This is a genomic window from Microcystis sp. M20BS1 (assembly GCF_020245305.1).
Taxonomy (GTDB): Bacteria; Cyanobacteriota; Cyanobacteriia; order Cyanobacteriales; family Microcystaceae; genus Microcystis; species Microcystis ichthyoblabe_A.
Map to the genome: position 1 here is coordinate 25173 of NZ_JADBUZ010000135.1, position 14439 is coordinate 39611.

16 protein-coding genes are annotated in these 14439 nt (G+C 44.6%); 8 read left to right on the plus strand and 8 right to left on the minus strand.

Annotated features, from left to right (window positions below; translation table 11 throughout):
• Positions 1-62 precede the first annotated feature (62 nt).
• Both IM507_RS13840 and IM507_RS13845 read left to right on the plus strand, forming a co-directional pair.
• Positions 63-419: a hypothetical protein gene (locus tag IM507_RS13840; RefSeq protein ID WP_002738767.1), complete on the plus strand. Its 357-nt coding sequence runs from the start codon at positions 63-65 to the stop codon at positions 417-419.
• 117 nt (positions 420-536) lie between these two features.
• Positions 537-773, plus strand: coding sequence for a hypothetical protein (locus tag IM507_RS13845; RefSeq protein ID WP_002738997.1), 237 nt, complete (start codon positions 537-539; stop codon positions 771-773).
• A 65-nt stretch (positions 774-838) separates the two neighbouring features.
• Here the strand turns inward: IM507_RS13845 and IM507_RS13850 are convergent, their stop codons facing one another.
• The gene (locus IM507_RS13850) at positions 839-1762 is read right to left on the minus strand and encodes a lysylphosphatidylglycerol synthase domain-containing protein (RefSeq protein WP_002739398.1); all 924 of its coding nucleotides are present in this window, start codon (positions 1760-1762) and stop codon (positions 839-841) included.
• A gap of 20 nt (positions 1763-1782) precedes the next feature.
• On the opposite strand from IM507_RS13850, the gene IM507_RS13855 reads away from it, so the two are divergent.
• Positions 1783-2256, plus strand: coding sequence for a hypothetical protein (locus IM507_RS13855; RefSeq protein ID WP_002744871.1), 474 nt, complete (start codon positions 1783-1785; stop codon positions 2254-2256).
• A 68-nt stretch (positions 2257-2324) separates the two neighbouring features.
• Here IM507_RS13855 and IM507_RS13860 read toward each other — a convergent pair whose 3' ends face one another.
• A complete protein-coding gene (locus IM507_RS13860; protein WP_069474322.1) occupies positions 2325-3197 on the minus strand; it encodes a hypothetical protein in 873 nt (290 codons plus the stop codon).
• 274 nt (positions 3198-3471) lie between these two features.
• Between IM507_RS13860 and IM507_RS13865 the strand changes: the two genes are divergently transcribed.
• On the plus strand, positions 3472-4290 hold the full coding sequence (locus IM507_RS13865) for a tetratricopeptide repeat protein (protein ID WP_002778188.1): 819 nt from the start codon (positions 3472-3474) through the stop codon (positions 4288-4290).
• A gap of 521 nt (positions 4291-4811) precedes the next feature.
• On the opposite strand, the gene IM507_RS13870 is transcribed toward IM507_RS13865, so the two are convergent.
• From IM507_RS13870 to def, 4 genes are all read right to left on the minus strand, one after another.
• Positions 4812-5231: a YraN family protein gene (locus tag IM507_RS13870; protein WP_002739402.1), complete on the minus strand. Its 420-nt coding sequence runs from the start codon at positions 5229-5231 to the stop codon at positions 4812-4814.
• A gap of 160 nt (positions 5232-5391) precedes the next feature.
• Positions 5392-5769 (minus strand): DUF3110 domain-containing protein, encoded by a 378-nt coding sequence (locus tag IM507_RS13875; RefSeq protein ID WP_002755488.1) that lies wholly within the window; start codon positions 5767-5769, stop codon positions 5392-5394.
• A 79-nt stretch (positions 5770-5848) separates the two neighbouring features.
• Entirely contained in the window at positions 5849-6310 is a 462-nt protein-coding gene (locus IM507_RS13880) for a DUF2996 domain-containing protein (RefSeq protein WP_002739064.1), read from the minus strand.
• Positions 6311-6494: 184 nt separating this feature from the next.
• A complete protein-coding gene (def, locus tag IM507_RS13885; RefSeq protein WP_002778184.1) occupies positions 6495-7073 on the minus strand; it encodes a peptide deformylase in 579 nt (192 codons plus the stop codon).
• Positions 7074-7157: 84 nt separating this feature from the next.
• Between def and dnaA the strand changes: the two genes are divergently transcribed.
• Complete coding sequence (gene dnaA, locus IM507_RS13890) at positions 7158-8492, plus strand: chromosomal replication initiator protein DnaA (protein ID WP_002738765.1); 1335 nt, start codon at positions 7158-7160, stop codon at positions 8490-8492.
• A gap of 112 nt (positions 8493-8604) precedes the next feature.
• Here dnaA and IM507_RS13895 read toward each other — a convergent pair whose 3' ends face one another.
• Together IM507_RS13895 and IM507_RS13900 are read right to left on the minus strand one after the other, a co-directional pair.
• On the minus strand, positions 8605-9555 hold the full coding sequence (locus tag IM507_RS13895) for a heme o synthase (protein ID WP_002738594.1): 951 nt from the start codon (positions 9553-9555) through the stop codon (positions 8605-8607).
• 13 nt (positions 9556-9568) lie between these two features.
• Complete coding sequence (locus IM507_RS13900) at positions 9569-10489, minus strand: COX15/CtaA family protein (protein WP_002739311.1); 921 nt, start codon at positions 10487-10489, stop codon at positions 9569-9571.
• A 314-nt stretch (positions 10490-10803) separates the two neighbouring features.
• Here IM507_RS13900 and IM507_RS13905 point away from each other — a divergent pair, with 314 nt between their 5' ends.
• The 3 genes from IM507_RS13905 to IM507_RS13915 all read left to right on the plus strand — a co-directional run bounded on the left by IM507_RS13905 (position 10804) and on the right by IM507_RS13915 (position 14291).
• The gene (locus IM507_RS13905) at positions 10804-11769 is read left to right on the plus strand and encodes a cytochrome c oxidase subunit II (RefSeq protein WP_002778178.1); all 966 of its coding nucleotides are present in this window, start codon (positions 10804-10806) and stop codon (positions 11767-11769) included.
• A gap of 29 nt (positions 11770-11798) precedes the next feature.
• The gene (gene ctaD, locus IM507_RS13910) at positions 11799-13475 is read left to right on the plus strand and encodes a cytochrome c oxidase subunit I (RefSeq protein ID WP_002738565.1); all 1677 of its coding nucleotides are present in this window, start codon (positions 11799-11801) and stop codon (positions 13473-13475) included.
• Between the two features lie 192 nt (positions 13476-13667).
• Positions 13668-14291, plus strand: coding sequence for a cytochrome c oxidase subunit 3 (locus IM507_RS13915; RefSeq protein WP_002738397.1), 624 nt, complete (start codon positions 13668-13670; stop codon positions 14289-14291).
• Positions 14292-14439: the final 148 nt, after the last annotated feature.

The window sequence follows — 14439 nt, forward strand, 5'->3', positions numbered from 1 at the left end:
TGTGATTTAGATATCTATAATGCAAGGATAATCGCTATTGACAACCTATCCTCAAGGCAATTATGAAGAAAACTTTTTTCACCTCCATCGCCGTTAGTGCCACCCTCGTCAGTGGTATTGTTTTAGGTACTCTTGATGCCGGCAGCGCTTCCGCTTGTGCTTTCGCTAAAGGTAAAAGCATTTTTGGCAGCAATACCACCTTCCATGTGGATCCTAACAAACTTATTTTAGGGGTTGCCGCCGCTACAGGAGCAATCACCCTAGCTGGTGTTTTAAGCTACCGTCGTTTTCACTCTGCGCAGCCTCCTGAAGATACCACCGCTAACCTGCCGGCGGTATTTCCTATCCCCATTCCCCCCGCAGCTTTAAACGCGGCAGTGGAAGTGGAAGAAGCGGCAGAAACCAGCAAAATCTCCTAAAAATCCGCTAGATTTCCTCAAAAAAGGTGTTGTCATCCCCGCAGCTTTCCCGCTAGGCAACACCTTTTTCTGGCTAATTGTGTCCCAGTTATCAGAATTTCCAGCCATTTTTAAGTTATGTTAAAAGGTGCAACCCTACCACCAGAGGTAAAGATGGGCAACTCCACCACATTTTCCGACACCCCACTTCACAAAGATCATCACACTTGGGAGCATTTAAAACAAGCCATCGCCGCCAGTTCCGGTTTTCGGCGTTGGCAGCAAGAACAACTAGAATCAGGTAAAAATAGAGACGATGCTGATGCTCGCATTTGTTCCTATCTACGCGAAACTTTAGAAACTTTAGCCTACTAGATTGATGCTCCCCAGCTATGACGGCATGGGGACTTTTTTTGTCCGTTTAAGCTAATTTGCAGGCCTTATTTTCTGCGAGCTTCGTAACCCAATAACCAGACAAAAGCGACAATTAAAGGCAGGAAATAATAAATAGCTCGATAGGCGATTAAAGAACCGAAAAGCTCGGCATTAGATACATATTCGGGGCGTAATCTCAGCATGATAAACTCAAAAACACCTATTCCCCCCGGCACATTGCTTAATACCCCTGCTGTCATGGCAAATACGTAGAGACCGAAAAATCCTAAAAACGAAGTATTATGGTTGTCTGGGAGTAGAAGATATAGAACTCTAGCGGCTAATATCCAATCAATAAAAGTCAACAAAATCAAAGCCAAGGAAAGAGTCCAAGAGGGTAAATAGATATTTTCTTTGCCGATTTTTATCGGTTTTTTATAAGTGAGAGTCAAGAAAAAATAGCCCGTAACTAGCAATAAAAAAATTACTCCTAAAGGTTTAGTAGTTAAAAAAGGTAATTTTAAAAGTTGAGGAATCCGTTGGGGATCAACGAGGAAACTTACACCACCAATCCCTAACATTCCTAACCAAAAGCTTAAATGGGTAAAAGTGATGACTTTGGCAATATCCACCACCCCCACCCCCGCAGGAGTATAGAAACGATAACGGATCGCGGTCCCAGAAAATAAGGTTAAACCAATGGTATTACCAAGGGCATAACTGATAAAAGCAGTACGGATAATAGTGCCTAAAGCTAAGGGATGATTGATATAATAAAAACCTAGGCGATCATAACCCGTCATCGACAAATAACCCAAAGCCATCCAAAAAACAGCTTCTAGCTTACGACTTGTGGTAATATGATCCAAACTAGCCAAGAGTTGGGCAAAAGTGTAGTGTTTAAATTCTTGACTAATTGCCCAGACCGCTAGAATAAACAAACTCAAGGACAGGATAATCGGAGCAAAACGCAGGATTTTTTTATACATCTTATTTTTTACTAATTAAAATGAGAAAATCAAAGCTAGATTTAGCTAACCGTTTAAATCAATCCCGAAAAAGGAAATATAATAAATTCTTGACTTCCTCCTTATATTTAACAACTATTCTGGTTTTATGTTATCTAGTTTATCTCAATCTTCCTTGGTCTTTCCATCTTTTTGTGCGTTGGGCGACTAAAGGGGGTGATTTAGACAAAATTCCTGCCAAATTTTATGCAGAACTTAATCAATTATGTTTGAGGGCAGATAGTAGGGGCGAAGTAAGAACGAGAAACTATACAGAATATACAGAAATTGCCGAATCTCTTGGTACATTTAGATGTACTTTAGTTAATGGTGGTCAAGAGTGGTTAATAGAAGATTATAAATCTTTTAGTTCTGCCGATGAAGCGATTTTAGGCACTCAGTTGGCGGTTTTTATCACCGAGATTTTGGGAACAGGTTATAGTTATAGAATTCGCGCTCGTATTCCCAGATACTAACGAGCAAATAACTCCTGAAAAAAAACCTTAAACCTAGGGATGGGTTCTGCACCCATCCTTAGAAAAAATTAGTTTTCCGATAGGGGTTTGGATCGGGAAGGCCGAGGGATAGGGGATTGTCCGGGGGCAAAAGGTCGCTTTTCTCCTTCCCCTTCCGGTCGAGAATATCTATCGGCCGAGGGATGACGATTTTTATCAAAAGGCTTTTTAAAACCTCCCTTACCCATCGGTTTTTTCTTACTGGCAAAACCGAGGTCTAAACCTTCCAAAATGATTAAGGCATCTCCTTTCAGTTGTACCTGAAAATCCCAAAAACGACCGATCGGTTTACCTGGTAAAGTGCCGCGCAATTTTAGTTTAAAAAACTTGGGTTTGTCCGCTTCAGTTTTGGGCATCTGTCGGATTTTGACCACTACCGCTTGATTTTCCCGTTCAGTAAAGATGACTTCGCCTCGAATCGAAAAATAACCCGGGGTAGAAGCGGGTAGAGGCTCTATCTCCTGATCATCCTCTTTTTTCAGGGTTTCTGGTTCCCAAACACCGACAATCTGAACATGAAGGGCATCATTTTCCTGACGGGTGCGGGGATAAACTACCCAAAGATGGGGTTTTTCCAGATCGAGATGATTTTTAACCAAACTGATCACCCGACCGAGAATCACAGAATCGATCAGAGTACCATCGGCAGTTAAAATATTGCCTTTAGTTAATTGTTCCTCCGATCGCTGATAATGGCCATAGACGAGACCGATCGCCCGATACTGCCGCAGATGACTGGGAGGGGGGATCGGTTGTTGACGTTTGACTTCTTCGGGGGTGGCTGACTCTACGGCTGAGTCAGCCTCAGTATGGGGGGACTCAAGGGGGACTTCCTGAAATTCCACTTCAGGAGTCGGGGGGGTTTTCGGTGATTCGGTAAACCGATTCCCAGGACGATTCATATCACACTCCTAGCGGCGGAGACACATAGTAAATTAGTAATCAAGCAAGTCAAAAGCGCGACCTGGGGGGTTGCAATAACCCTCTAGGGCGACTCTACTGGCATCTAGTATATTAAGAACCATGATCTTCTGACTGTCAACCTTATCAAAACCCTTTTGAGTCTTGACTGTCTGCCCATTGTACTCAATAAAGAGCGGCGAATTCGATCGATCCCCTCATCAAATCTCCAGATTTCCATAACATTTTCCTGTCTGTCCCCTCCCACCCCAGTCTATGAAAGCCTCTCTCTCTAACCGTCGTTGGCTGTCCATCGGTCTCATCCTGATGTTATTTGCCTTGCTGTCTTTCTCAATCATGCCGCTATTGACTTCTATTCTCCAGAGTCAGCACTCCTCGGGCCAGAGTCATCTGTCCGCAGTGAAACAAGAGGAATTAGCCAGTCAAGCACTGGGTTATCAGATGGTTTTAGAGCGTGAACTCGATAATCAGACGGCTTTGCGGGGATTATTAGATATTCGCCTACAGCAGGGCGATTTAAAGCAAGCGATCGAACCTTTAGAAAAATTAGCGCAACTTAACCCCCAACAATCCGATTATCTACTACTTTTAGCGGAAGCAAAACAGCAAATAGAGGACTATGCAGGAGCCACAGCCAGTTATCGCAGTCTTTTGGCCTCCCATCCCCAAAATCTACGGGCCTTAACTGGATTAACTAATTTGTTTCTCAGCCAAAACCGCCATACCGAGGCGATTAGTCTAGTCAAAGACACGATTGATCGTGCTTTAAAAGCCGCTGCCGATCCCAATAATCCCGCTAGTTTAATCGATATCGTTTCCGTTCAGTTACTTTTAGGCAAAATCTATTTCGAGCAGCAAAATTATCCGGAAGCTTTAAACACCTATAAACAAGCTCAACAGATGGATGTTAACGATTTCCGACCGATTTTAGCGACGGCGATCGTACTAAAAGAACAGGGCAAAAATCAAGAGGCTCAACCCCTCTTTCAAGAGGCTCTCAGTCGCGCTCCTTTTGCCTACAGAGAGGAGATTCAGTCCCTAATCAGGAGTCAGGAGATAGGAGTCAGGAGATAGGAGATAGGAGATAGGAGATAGGAGATTATTTTATTTATTCTCCCCACACCCCACACCCCACACCCCACACCCCATACCCCACACCCCACTTCCCATAGTTTTGTAACGGCAATTTTTGCTAAAAATCAATAAATGTAAACTTTAATCACAAGCTCGATCGAGTCCCGACAAAGGTGTTATATTAAAAACATAAAGGCACAAGGGAAGCGACTCAACTTCCTTTCAGGCAAAAAGACCTAGAGCCTGTGCCACCTGCTCTAGCTCAACGCAACAGCTAAATCGGACGCAGATTCTCAAGGTTTGTAAAGTAAAGTATGGTTTCGCCTCTGTTGCTCGATATAGGACAGATGGGGTGAGCCGTAATCAGCACCTGAGTCGGTAAACTGAGAAATCTTGATAGTTGACAGATAGACTGTTGTGGTTTCCGTAAACCTCTATTATGTTGAGTCCGTTAATTTTTTAGGAGTCCATATCGTTTGTACAAGATAAAGCCCGCCTCCCTAGGCGGGCCTATTGTGTTTTTAGAAAACCGCCACGAGATATTCCTGTAACTGCAATTGATAACCTGCCTGTCGCTGACAGGGATAATCAAGGGAAAACTCAGGTAAAGCTAATAGAGAACTTTTTTGACAACTAACTAAAGCCACATCGAAACGACAGGTTAAATCGGACCATTGGGGATAAAAGGAGAGAAATATCTGAGCAGCTTCGTAAATTCTCCCCTGTTTACGGTCATCGATTGCTAATTTGCCCCCTAAATCCCAATTGCCGGCGCTGCGGGTTTTCACCTCGACAAAAGCGAGAATCGCCTGAGATTTAGATAAGACGATTAAATCGATTTCACCGCCGCCACTACGCCAACGACGCTGGAGGATATGCCATTGCTGTAATTGCAACCAATCCGCCACCAAATTTTCGCCCAATTCCCCCACGGTTGTCATATTCAGTAAACAGTTATCAGTGAACAGGGAACAGTTATCAGTGAACAGGGAACAATATTGATTTATTGTCCTGTCTTCTGACTCTGAACTCCTGACTACTGGCTACTGTCTCCTGTCTCCTAACCAAGCAGGACAATTTTCGATTTTTACAAGAGGTTTATTACAAAAGTCCTTCTAGACGACGACGGATGCTGTCTAACTCCGCATCGGGAATCTCGGAAAACTCCTCCTCGGCGGGGGGGACTTCCTCTTTTTGCCAATCCAACTCCTCGGCATTGCTTTCGGGGGGAATTACCAACATACCCGCTTCAATCATTTCCGCTTGATAGCCAGCGCTGCGACAAAATTCTGCCACTTCCTCCGAATCAATTTTCTCTACCGTGGGAGTCGGAAAATCCTGGGCCTCTAACAACAGCGCATAACGGGTGGCATCATCTTCCGATTCAAACATCAACACCTTATTGATAGCTCCCATTTGAATGGTGTGGATACCTTCGTTTTCTGTGCCTGCGTTAAAAAGTAGTACAAATACACGCATAATTACTATTAGCGATCGATAAGCAGTGGTCGTCTATGCTCATTTTACCCCCCTTCTCGATCGCTAATCCCCAGCAATTTTAGTTTCTTGTCAACCACTTTTGACCGTTAAGCCGTTGCAGGGTGTAAAACAACAGTAAATCAAGACTAACTTTCCTTTCATCGATCATAAATGATTCAAGTGTACTAGGTTTAGCACCGCCCTCAGCTTGAGAAAAAGCTTTTTTGCCATTGATGTCTTCTTCTAAAAAATAAATGCTAAATTGACGCATTCCCCCGAGCCAATTGCCAGTTAACTGCCAACAGGGAGAGCTAGAAAAGCCCTGCACGGGAATTTTATCCTGTTTAAAGGACAGCTTTATATCAGTTATACCCAGCTTTTGCAAGGCGGCAGCCAATGCGGGCTGAAAATGCTGCTCGATAAATTCAGCAAAGGGTTTTTCCTCAACGGTAGGCTCCTTGGGTTTTTTAGCAGCCGCAGGTTGAGCCGGTTTTGCTGCTTCTGCTGCCGGAGTTGCTGGGGTGGTGGTTTCTTCTGCCATAGGAATTAATCTGGAATGGGTAGGTAGCTACAATTATATTTTCTCCCGGGTTATCAGTTATCAGTTTTTTTAGCTAAGTAGTGTAGTTGGGTGCTAAAAACTATCATATCCCCCCGCCTAAGCTGTATTGAATTTAAACTGCGTATTGGAAATTTTAGTACAAATGCTCAAACTAATTCTCCCGTTAACGCTTATATTCAGCAATATTACTGATTTTTTGGTATTCTTCCTCCGAGTATAAATCCGCCGGAGAAGCAAGGCGATCAAGAAAGAGGATTCCCTCCAGATGATCGTATTCGTGTTGAAAGATGCGTGCGACAAAATCCCTGAAAACTTGACGGATTTCCCGACCATTGCGACCAGAATAGGACACCTCAATCCACTGATGACGGGGGACAAAACCGCGCCAATTGGGGACACTGAGACAACCTTCCCAACCCTTGACCATTTCCTCGCTCACCTGCAAAATACGCGGATTAATCATGGCAGTGGGTGACATGATCGGAGCGTCGGGATAACGAGGATTGGGACCAGAAGCAACGATAAACAGACGCAGAGACCGAGCAACTTGGGGCGCGGCGATTCCCACCCCGTGGGCAGCTTGCACCGTGGTAATCAGGGAATCGATCAAATTTTGACAGTCAGAATCGAGAAGATTATCGATCTCCGGTGCTTTTTGCTGTAGAATTGGGTTTCCTAATTGGGTGATTGTTAAAACTTGTGTCATCTGTATAAGGATTAATTGTTTCGCTCTGAAAATCATTTTATCGTCAACGGCAAAATCTCGCTAAACTGATAAGGTTTCCCCGCAGCAGCACTAGAGCAACTTTGTTAATCAAAATTAACCGTGGATAGCAGCACCCAACAACTTTGGCATAATCTCCTAGAGCGTCTAAAATTACTATTAACCCGTCCCGCTTTTGAGACTTGGTTTCAAACGGCAACGGTTAAAGAATGGCAAAACGATCGCTTAGTAATTCAGGCTGCCAATCCCTTTATTCTTAACCATCTTCAGAAAAATTATCTGTCAACAATTGCCGAAGTAGTGGAGGATATCGTCGGTTATCCCGTCGAGATTCAACTAACGGCACAACAGGGCGATTTGATCGCTATTTTCCAGCCTAACAGTAGCTTAGAATCAGAATTACCGCCCAGTAATCAACTTAACCCTAAATATAATTTTTCCCGTTTTGTTGTCGGTCCAACTAACCGCATGGCCCACGCGGCCGCTTTAGCGGTGGCGGAATTACCCGGACGCGAATTTAACCCGCTTTTTCTCTGTGGTGGTGTGGGATTAGGTAAAACTCATTTAATGCAGGCCATCGGTCATTATCGTCTGGAATTATATCCCCAATCCAAGGTTTTTTATGTATCGACGGAACAATTCACGAATGATTTAATCACCGCTATCCGTCAAGATAGTATGGAAAGTTTTCGTAATCATTATCGTCATGCTGACATATTATTAGTGGATGATCTGCAATTTATTGAAGGAAAAGAATACACTCAAGAAGAATTTTTTCATACCTTTAATACCCTGCACGAAGCGGGAAAACAGGTAGTTTTAGCCTCCGATCGCCTCCCCAAACAGATTCCCAGTTTACAGGATCGTTTAATTTCTCGCTTTTCTATGGGATTAGTGGCCGATATCCAAGCACCAGATATCGAGACTCGTATGGCAATTTTACAAAAAAAGGCCGAGTACGAAAATCTGCGTCTCCCAAGAGAAGTTATCGAATATATTGCCGTTAATTATACTTCTAATATTCGCGAATTAGAGGGGGCATTAATCCGGGCTACTACTTATATTTCTATCTCCGGATTGCCGATGACGGTAAAAAATATCGCGCCAGTTTTAAATCCACCAATGGCCAAAATTGCCACTTCTCCTGAGATTATTATGGCGGTAGTAGCGGAAAAATTTCAACTCTCGATCGCTGATCTAAAGGGAAATTCCCGCCGACGAGAAATTAGTTTTGCTCGACAGATTGGGATGTATTTGATGCGTCAACACACGGATTTAAGTTTACCGCGCATTGGCGAAGAATTTGGCGGCAAAGATCACACCACCGTTATTTATAGCTGTGATAAAATCAACCTTTCCCAACATCAAGATCGACAATTACAAGAAATCTTAGCCCAACTAATCGAGCGAATTAACTCCCTCAGTCGCAATCAGTAGTCGGGGCGAATTATGAATTATGAATTGGGGAGATGGGGTTTTTCAGTAAACAGTAATCAGTGAACTGAAAACTCACATCTGATAACTGATAACTGATAACTGATAACTGAGATTAACTACAGGGGAATAAACTGGCAATTGTAGCGAGGAGACGAGAGGTCATGGGTAAACTATCGATCACCATAGCTGTACATAATAACATCATGTAAAGAATGGAATATTTAAACAGCGATCGAGCCATGTCTCGATCAAAAGGATTCTGTTTTAATTGCCAAGCTTTTTTCAGGAAAACAAACCCTAAAACCAAAGCCGCTAGACCATAAACCACACCACAGGCAGCCAAGGGATAAATCAGGAGGAAAGTGAAAGGAACGACGATTAAAGTATAGAGCCAAATCTGTTCGCTAGTGGCTTCTTCCCCTTTAACTACGGGCATCATCGGGATATCCACTTCTGCATAATCATCCTTGATCATTAAAGCTAAAGCCCAAAAATGGGGAGGAGTCCAAAGAAAAATAATGGCGAATAAAATCCAGGGAATCCAACCGAGATCGCCCGTTACTGCCGCCCAACCGACGAGGGGAGGAATCGAGCCAGCCGCGCCACCGATAACAATATTTTGGATACTATGACGCTTGAGCAGATGGGTATAAATCAGCATATAAAATGCGATACCGGTCATTGCTAAAAATCCGCTCAAAGTATTGACAAAAAAGACAAAAAGTGCTAGGGAAAGGGAGGCTAAAACCAGGGCAAAAATGAGGGCGTGGAGGGGTTGTACGCGACCGGAGGGGATCGGACGGGCGCGAGTACGAAGCATGGTGTGATCGATGTCGCGATCATAGATGCAGTTTAAGGTTTGAGCGGCGGCGGCGGCGAGAGTGCCACCGAGGAGAGTAAGAAAGAGTAAGAGGGGGGAAACCTGACCTTTAGAGGCGATTTCCATGGCAGCGGCCGTGGTAATCAGCAGTAGAGGAATAATTCGCGGTTTAGTGAGTTGATAATAACTTTTAGCGACTTGTAAAAAATTATCGTGGTGGCGAAGGGCTTGAGTTCCAGTCATCGTGATTAAATCCTTAGAGATGGCTTATAGACGCGAAAGAACGATCGCGAAGGGCAAAAGTGGTAAAAGCGACGAGGGTTCCCACCAATAGCGCACCGATGCTGTGGTGGGTAATGGTTAAGGGTTCCACCTGGAGATGTAGTTTCAGGGTGGCAACGCCTAAAAACACCTGTAGGGCGACTAATCCCCCGGCGCTAAAAGCTAGTTTTTTGAGGAGAGGATGGATAGCGGCAGCTCGCCAAGCGAAGAAAACTAGGGTTAACACCGAGATAGTGGCGGGAAAAACCCCGATAATGTGGCTATTCATCACCGTGCAGAGTTGGGAAACCGTTAAACACTGATGGGCTGCCCAACGGGAACCGACGAGACCGCCGAGGAGACATTGCAGATAAACTAGACTGGTGGCGACCATTCCCATCCCGGTTAGTTTTCCGACCGTACCTGTGCCACGGTAGGGAGTCAGACCGATAGCAATGACGATTAGGGTGGCAAAAAAGAGCAAAGCTGTGGCTAAATGGGCGGTTACGATGTCAAATCGCAGTAATTGGGTGACGGTTAATCCTCCCAGGACTCCTTGCAGCAGAATTAAAGCCAAGGCGGCGATCGCAGATGGCCACAGCCAAGGGGGAAGATGGCGACGATACCACCAAGACAGACCGACGAGAGCGATCGTACTAAACCCGATCAAAGAGGCATCGAGACGATGAAACCACTCCAGAAATACCTGTAGATTCATCTGCTGACTGGGAATCCATTGACCGTAACAGAGGGGCCAATCGGGACAAGCTAAACCGGCGTTCATAACTCTGGTGGCAGCGCCCACCACCATGAGGGCGAAAGTAGCGATCGCAATTTTCCAAACTAAGCGGCGCATCCACACCTGAATATGGCCGGTTTCTCTTAGGGGTGTCGGGTTAAAAACAGATTCGGTCATCGGTTTGCCTGTTCTCAAGGAGTCTGTCATCAAAGATCCTGGCTTGGTTTGCCAGTCAGTTATCACTGTGAATGAGTTTTTTTACGACTGGTAAAACCTTTTAGATATTCTTTAGATTTCTGGCCATTTCCGTTACATTTGTTTACATAAACTCAGAATAAAACATAAAAATTAGTTATTTTAAATACTTTCCCCGAAAACGATCCCAAAGAAAAGATAAAATTCTCAGAAGATGCTGGTTAAATTTCCCATCTATAGGGGAATCATGTTTTAGCCTTGAATAAGTAGCCACTATTAAAAATATTGAAAAGACCGTGAAAATTCCCAGCAGTATCCTGACGCTCGTACTCGGGATCACCTTAACCTTAATTAGTCTCTGGTATGGCCAAAATCATGGCTTAATGCCTGTGGCCGCTTCTGAAGATGCTCAGGAGATAGATAATATCTTTAATCTGATGATGACCATCGCCACGGGACTATTTTTAATAGTTGAAGGCGTGATTATCTATATAGTGATTCGCTTTCGCCGTAAACCGGGGGATCAAACCGACGGGCCGGCAGTGGAGGGCAATGTCCCCCTAGAAATCTTCTGGACAGCCATCCCGACGGTAATCGTTTTTATCCTTGCCGTCTATAGCTTCGAGATTTATAACAATATCGGCGGTCTCGATCCCTTGATTTCCAAGGGTGGCAAAGGAGAAATCGCCCACCACGGTCATCACCACGGCACGATGATGGCCATGGGCGGCGATCGCAGAGTAGCCCTAGGTATCGGCAATTCCTACGATGGTGAAGGAGTTCCCCCCCTAGTGGTCAATGTTAAAGGTATTCAATACGCTTGGATCTTCACCTATCCCGAAACCGGCATTGTTTCCGGAGAACTGCACGCTCCCGTCAATCGTCCCGTGCAACTGAATATGGAAGCAGGGGATGTGATCCATGCTTTCTGGGTTCCCCAATTGCGTCTAAAACAGGACGTTATCCCCGGACAGGAAACGGTGTTATCGTTCACATCCAACCAAATTGGTCAATATCCGATCATTTGTGCGGAACTTTGCGGGGCCTATCACGGCGGCATGAAATCTAGCTTTGTGGTTCACTCCCAAGCCGATTACGACCAATGGGTGCAGGATAACACAATCGCCGAAGTTGACAGCGATCGAACTGTAGCTATGACCGCTAAAGATCGCTCTGATAGTCAATATTTGACCCCCTACACCGAAGAAATGGGCATAAACGGTGAAATCCTCGCCCAAGTTGCCCATCAGCAGCAAATGTAATTTTTCTTGTCATCTAAAATCTTGGCCTTATGACAGCATCAACGGAAATAACCACCCCAGCAACCGTTCCCGAGGTGATCCATCACCGCAAGTGGACCGATTACTTTACTTTCTGCACCGATCATAAAGTCATCGGGATTCAATATCTGGTGACTGCCTTTCTTTTCTTCTTTATTGGCGGTGCTTTCGCGGAAGTGCTGCGGACAGAATTAGCCACTCCCGACCCCGATTTTGTCTCCCCAGAACTATATAACCAATTCATGACCATGCACGGAACGATCATGATCTTTCTTTGGATCGTTCCAGTTGGGGCAGGTTTTGCCAATTATCTCATTCCCCTGATGATTGGGGCCGAAGATATGGCTTTTCCTCGTCTTAACGCTGTGGCTTTCTGGCTTAATCCCCCCGGCGGGCTGCTATTATTATCCAGTTTCTTTGTCGGCGCACCCCAGTCCGGTTGGACTTCCTACCCACCTTTGAGCTTAATTAGCGGCAAATGGGGGGAAGAATTGTGGATTTTGAGCCTTTTATTGATCGGGACTTCTTCGATTTTAGGCTCGATTAATTTCATCACCACGATCCTGAAAATGCGGATTCCTGAGATGGATTTGTACAGTATGCCGCTATTTTGTTGGGCAATGCTGGCCACCTCGACTCTGGTACTGCTTTCCACTCCCGTTCTCGCTTCTGCTCTCGTTCTCTTGTCCTTTGATTTAATCGCCGGCACGAGCTTTTTTAACCCTGCTGGCGGCGGCGATCCGGTGGTTTATCAGCATATGTTCTGGTTTTACTCCCATCCTGCTGTTTATATCATGATTTTGCCCTTTTTCGGCACTATATCGGAGATATTACCGGTTCATGCGCGTAAACCGATTTTTGGTTATCGAGCGATCGCCTATTCCAGTCTCACCATCTGTTTCTTGGGTTTAATCGTCTGGGCCCACCATATGTTCACCAGCGGCACCCCCGGCTGGTTACGGATGTTTTTCATGGCGGCAACTATGTTAATCGCCGTTCCCACCGGCATTAAAATCTTTAGTTGGTGTGCCACTCTTTGGGGGGGTAAACTTAGTCTCAATACGTCTTTATTATTTGGGATCGGTTTCCTGTCTTCCTTCCTCATCGGTGGTTTGACTGGGATTATGTTGGCTTCTGTTCCCTTCGATATCCACGTCCACGATACCTATTTTGTCGTCGGTCACTTCCATTATGTACTATTTGGTGGTACGGCAATGGCCCTGTTTGCTGCCGTTTACCATTGGTTCCCGAAAATGACCGGACGGATGTATAACGAGACTCTCGGTCGTATCCACTTTGTTCTCAGTTTTATCGGTTTGAATTTAACTTTCATGCCGATGCACGAATTGGGATTATTGGGTATGAACCGTCGTATTGCCCTGTATGATGTGCAGTTTCAGGATTTAAATGTTCTTAGTACCGCAGGAGCTTATATTCTCGGTATATCGAGTATTCCCTTCGCTATTAATATGGTCTGGAGTGCCTTTAAAGGTCAACCGGCTGGTCGTAATCCTTGGCGCGCTTTAACCCTAGAATGGCAAACCTCCTCCCCCCCAATTATCGAGAATTTTGAGGAAATGCCGATTCTTTGGTCTGGCCCCTACGATTACGGTATTGATATGGAAGAATCGGAAGCAGCGGAATCAGTACAAGATCTCCTCGCTGAAGTGGGTGCTGAATCCCAATAATCAGTTATCAGTTATCAGTTATCAGTTATCAGATGTGAGTTTTCAGTTATCAGTTATCAGATGTGAGTTTTCAGTTCACTGTTTACTGTTTACTGTTTACTGTTTACTGATCACTGAAAAAAAGCTTCCCACTTCCCACTTCCCACTGACAAAAAGCTCCCCGTCTCCTGTGTAAACTAAGGACATTCAATCATGCAAGGTTCAACGCTCGAAGATTCTCAACTCTCTGTCAATTATCATCAGGAAACAGTGGAACACGGACATCATGGCCACCCGGATCATCGCTTATTCGGTGTGGTTTTGTTTCTAGTGGCGGAAAGTTCCATCTTTTTAGGCTTATTTGCCGCTTTCTTGTTCTACCGTACCATGTTACCCGTTTGGCCCCCCGCCGGCACGCCCGAATTAGAATTAACCCTACCGACAATTAACACGATTATTCTGGTGTCCAGTAGTTTTGTTATGCACATAGGACAAAAGGCGATTAAACAAAACAATAATGCCGGTTTACAATTGTGGTTCGGTATTACTGCCCTGATGGGAATTATCTTCCTTTGTGGTCAAGGATACGAATATTATCACGCTGAATTCGGTCTGACAACTAATGTTTTCACCAGCGCTTTTTATGCCTTAACCGGATTCCACGGTCTCCACGTTACCTTCGGTTTAGTGCTGATTCTATCTGTCCTCTGGCGTTCTCGTCAAAAAGACCACTATTCTAGTCAATCTCACTTTGGTGTGGAAGCGGCAGAATTATACTGGCATTTCGTCGATGTGGTCTGGATTATCCTGTTTTTACTGGTGTATATCTTACGCTAATTTTTGTTATTTAGTAGGAGAAAAGGGCGATCAATTGATCGCCCTTTTTTGTATATTTCAATTTACAGCAGTTATCCTCTAGGTTATACTTCATTTTTATGAGAAATGCCGTAACTGGTAACTGATCAATGATAACTGATAATTAACG

Bases quoted from the DNA above. Each gene is read 5' to 3' on its own strand.
- IM507_RS13840 (WP_002738767.1), top strand. From the start codon at position 63: ATGAAGAAAACTTTTTTCACCTCCATCGCCGTTAGTGCCACCCTCGTC.
- IM507_RS13845 (WP_002738997.1), top strand. From the start codon at position 537: ATGTTAAAAGGTGCAACCCTACCACCAGAGGTAAAGATGGGCAACTCC.
- IM507_RS13850 (WP_002739398.1), bottom strand. From the start codon at position 1,762: ATGTATAAAAAAATCCTGCGTTTTGCTCCGATTATCCTGTCCTTGAGT.
- IM507_RS13855 (WP_002744871.1), top strand. From the start codon at position 1,783: ATGAGAAAATCAAAGCTAGATTTAGCTAACCGTTTAAATCAATCCCGA.
- IM507_RS13860 (WP_069474322.1), bottom strand. From the start codon at position 3,197: ATGAATCGTCCTGGGAATCGGTTTACCGAATCACCGAAAACCCCCCCG.
- IM507_RS13865 (WP_002778188.1), top strand. From the start codon at position 3,472: ATGAAAGCCTCTCTCTCTAACCGTCGTTGGCTGTCCATCGGTCTCATC.
- IM507_RS13870 (WP_002739402.1), bottom strand. From the start codon at position 5,231: ATGACAACCGTGGGGGAATTGGGCGAAAATTTGGTGGCGGATTGGTTG.
- IM507_RS13875 (WP_002755488.1), bottom strand. From the start codon at position 5,769: ATGCGTGTATTTGTACTACTTTTTAACGCAGGCACAGAAAACGAAGGT.
- IM507_RS13880 (WP_002739064.1), bottom strand. From the start codon at position 6,310: ATGGCAGAAGAAACCACCACCCCAGCAACTCCGGCAGCAGAAGCAGCA.
- def (WP_002778184.1), bottom strand. From the start codon at position 7,073: ATGATTTTCAGAGCGAAACAATTAATCCTTATACAGATGACACAAGTT.
- IM507_RS13895 (WP_002738594.1), bottom strand. From the start codon at position 9,555: ATGACTGGAACTCAAGCCCTTCGCCACCACGATAATTTTTTACAAGTC.
- IM507_RS13900 (WP_002739311.1), bottom strand. From the start codon at position 10,489: ATGACCGAATCTGTTTTTAACCCGACACCCCTAAGAGAAACCGGCCAT.
- ctaD (WP_002738565.1), top strand. From the start codon at position 11,799: ATGACAGCATCAACGGAAATAACCACCCCAGCAACCGTTCCCGAGGTG.
- IM507_RS13915 (WP_002738397.1), top strand. From the start codon at position 13,668: ATGCAAGGTTCAACGCTCGAAGATTCTCAACTCTCTGTCAATTATCAT.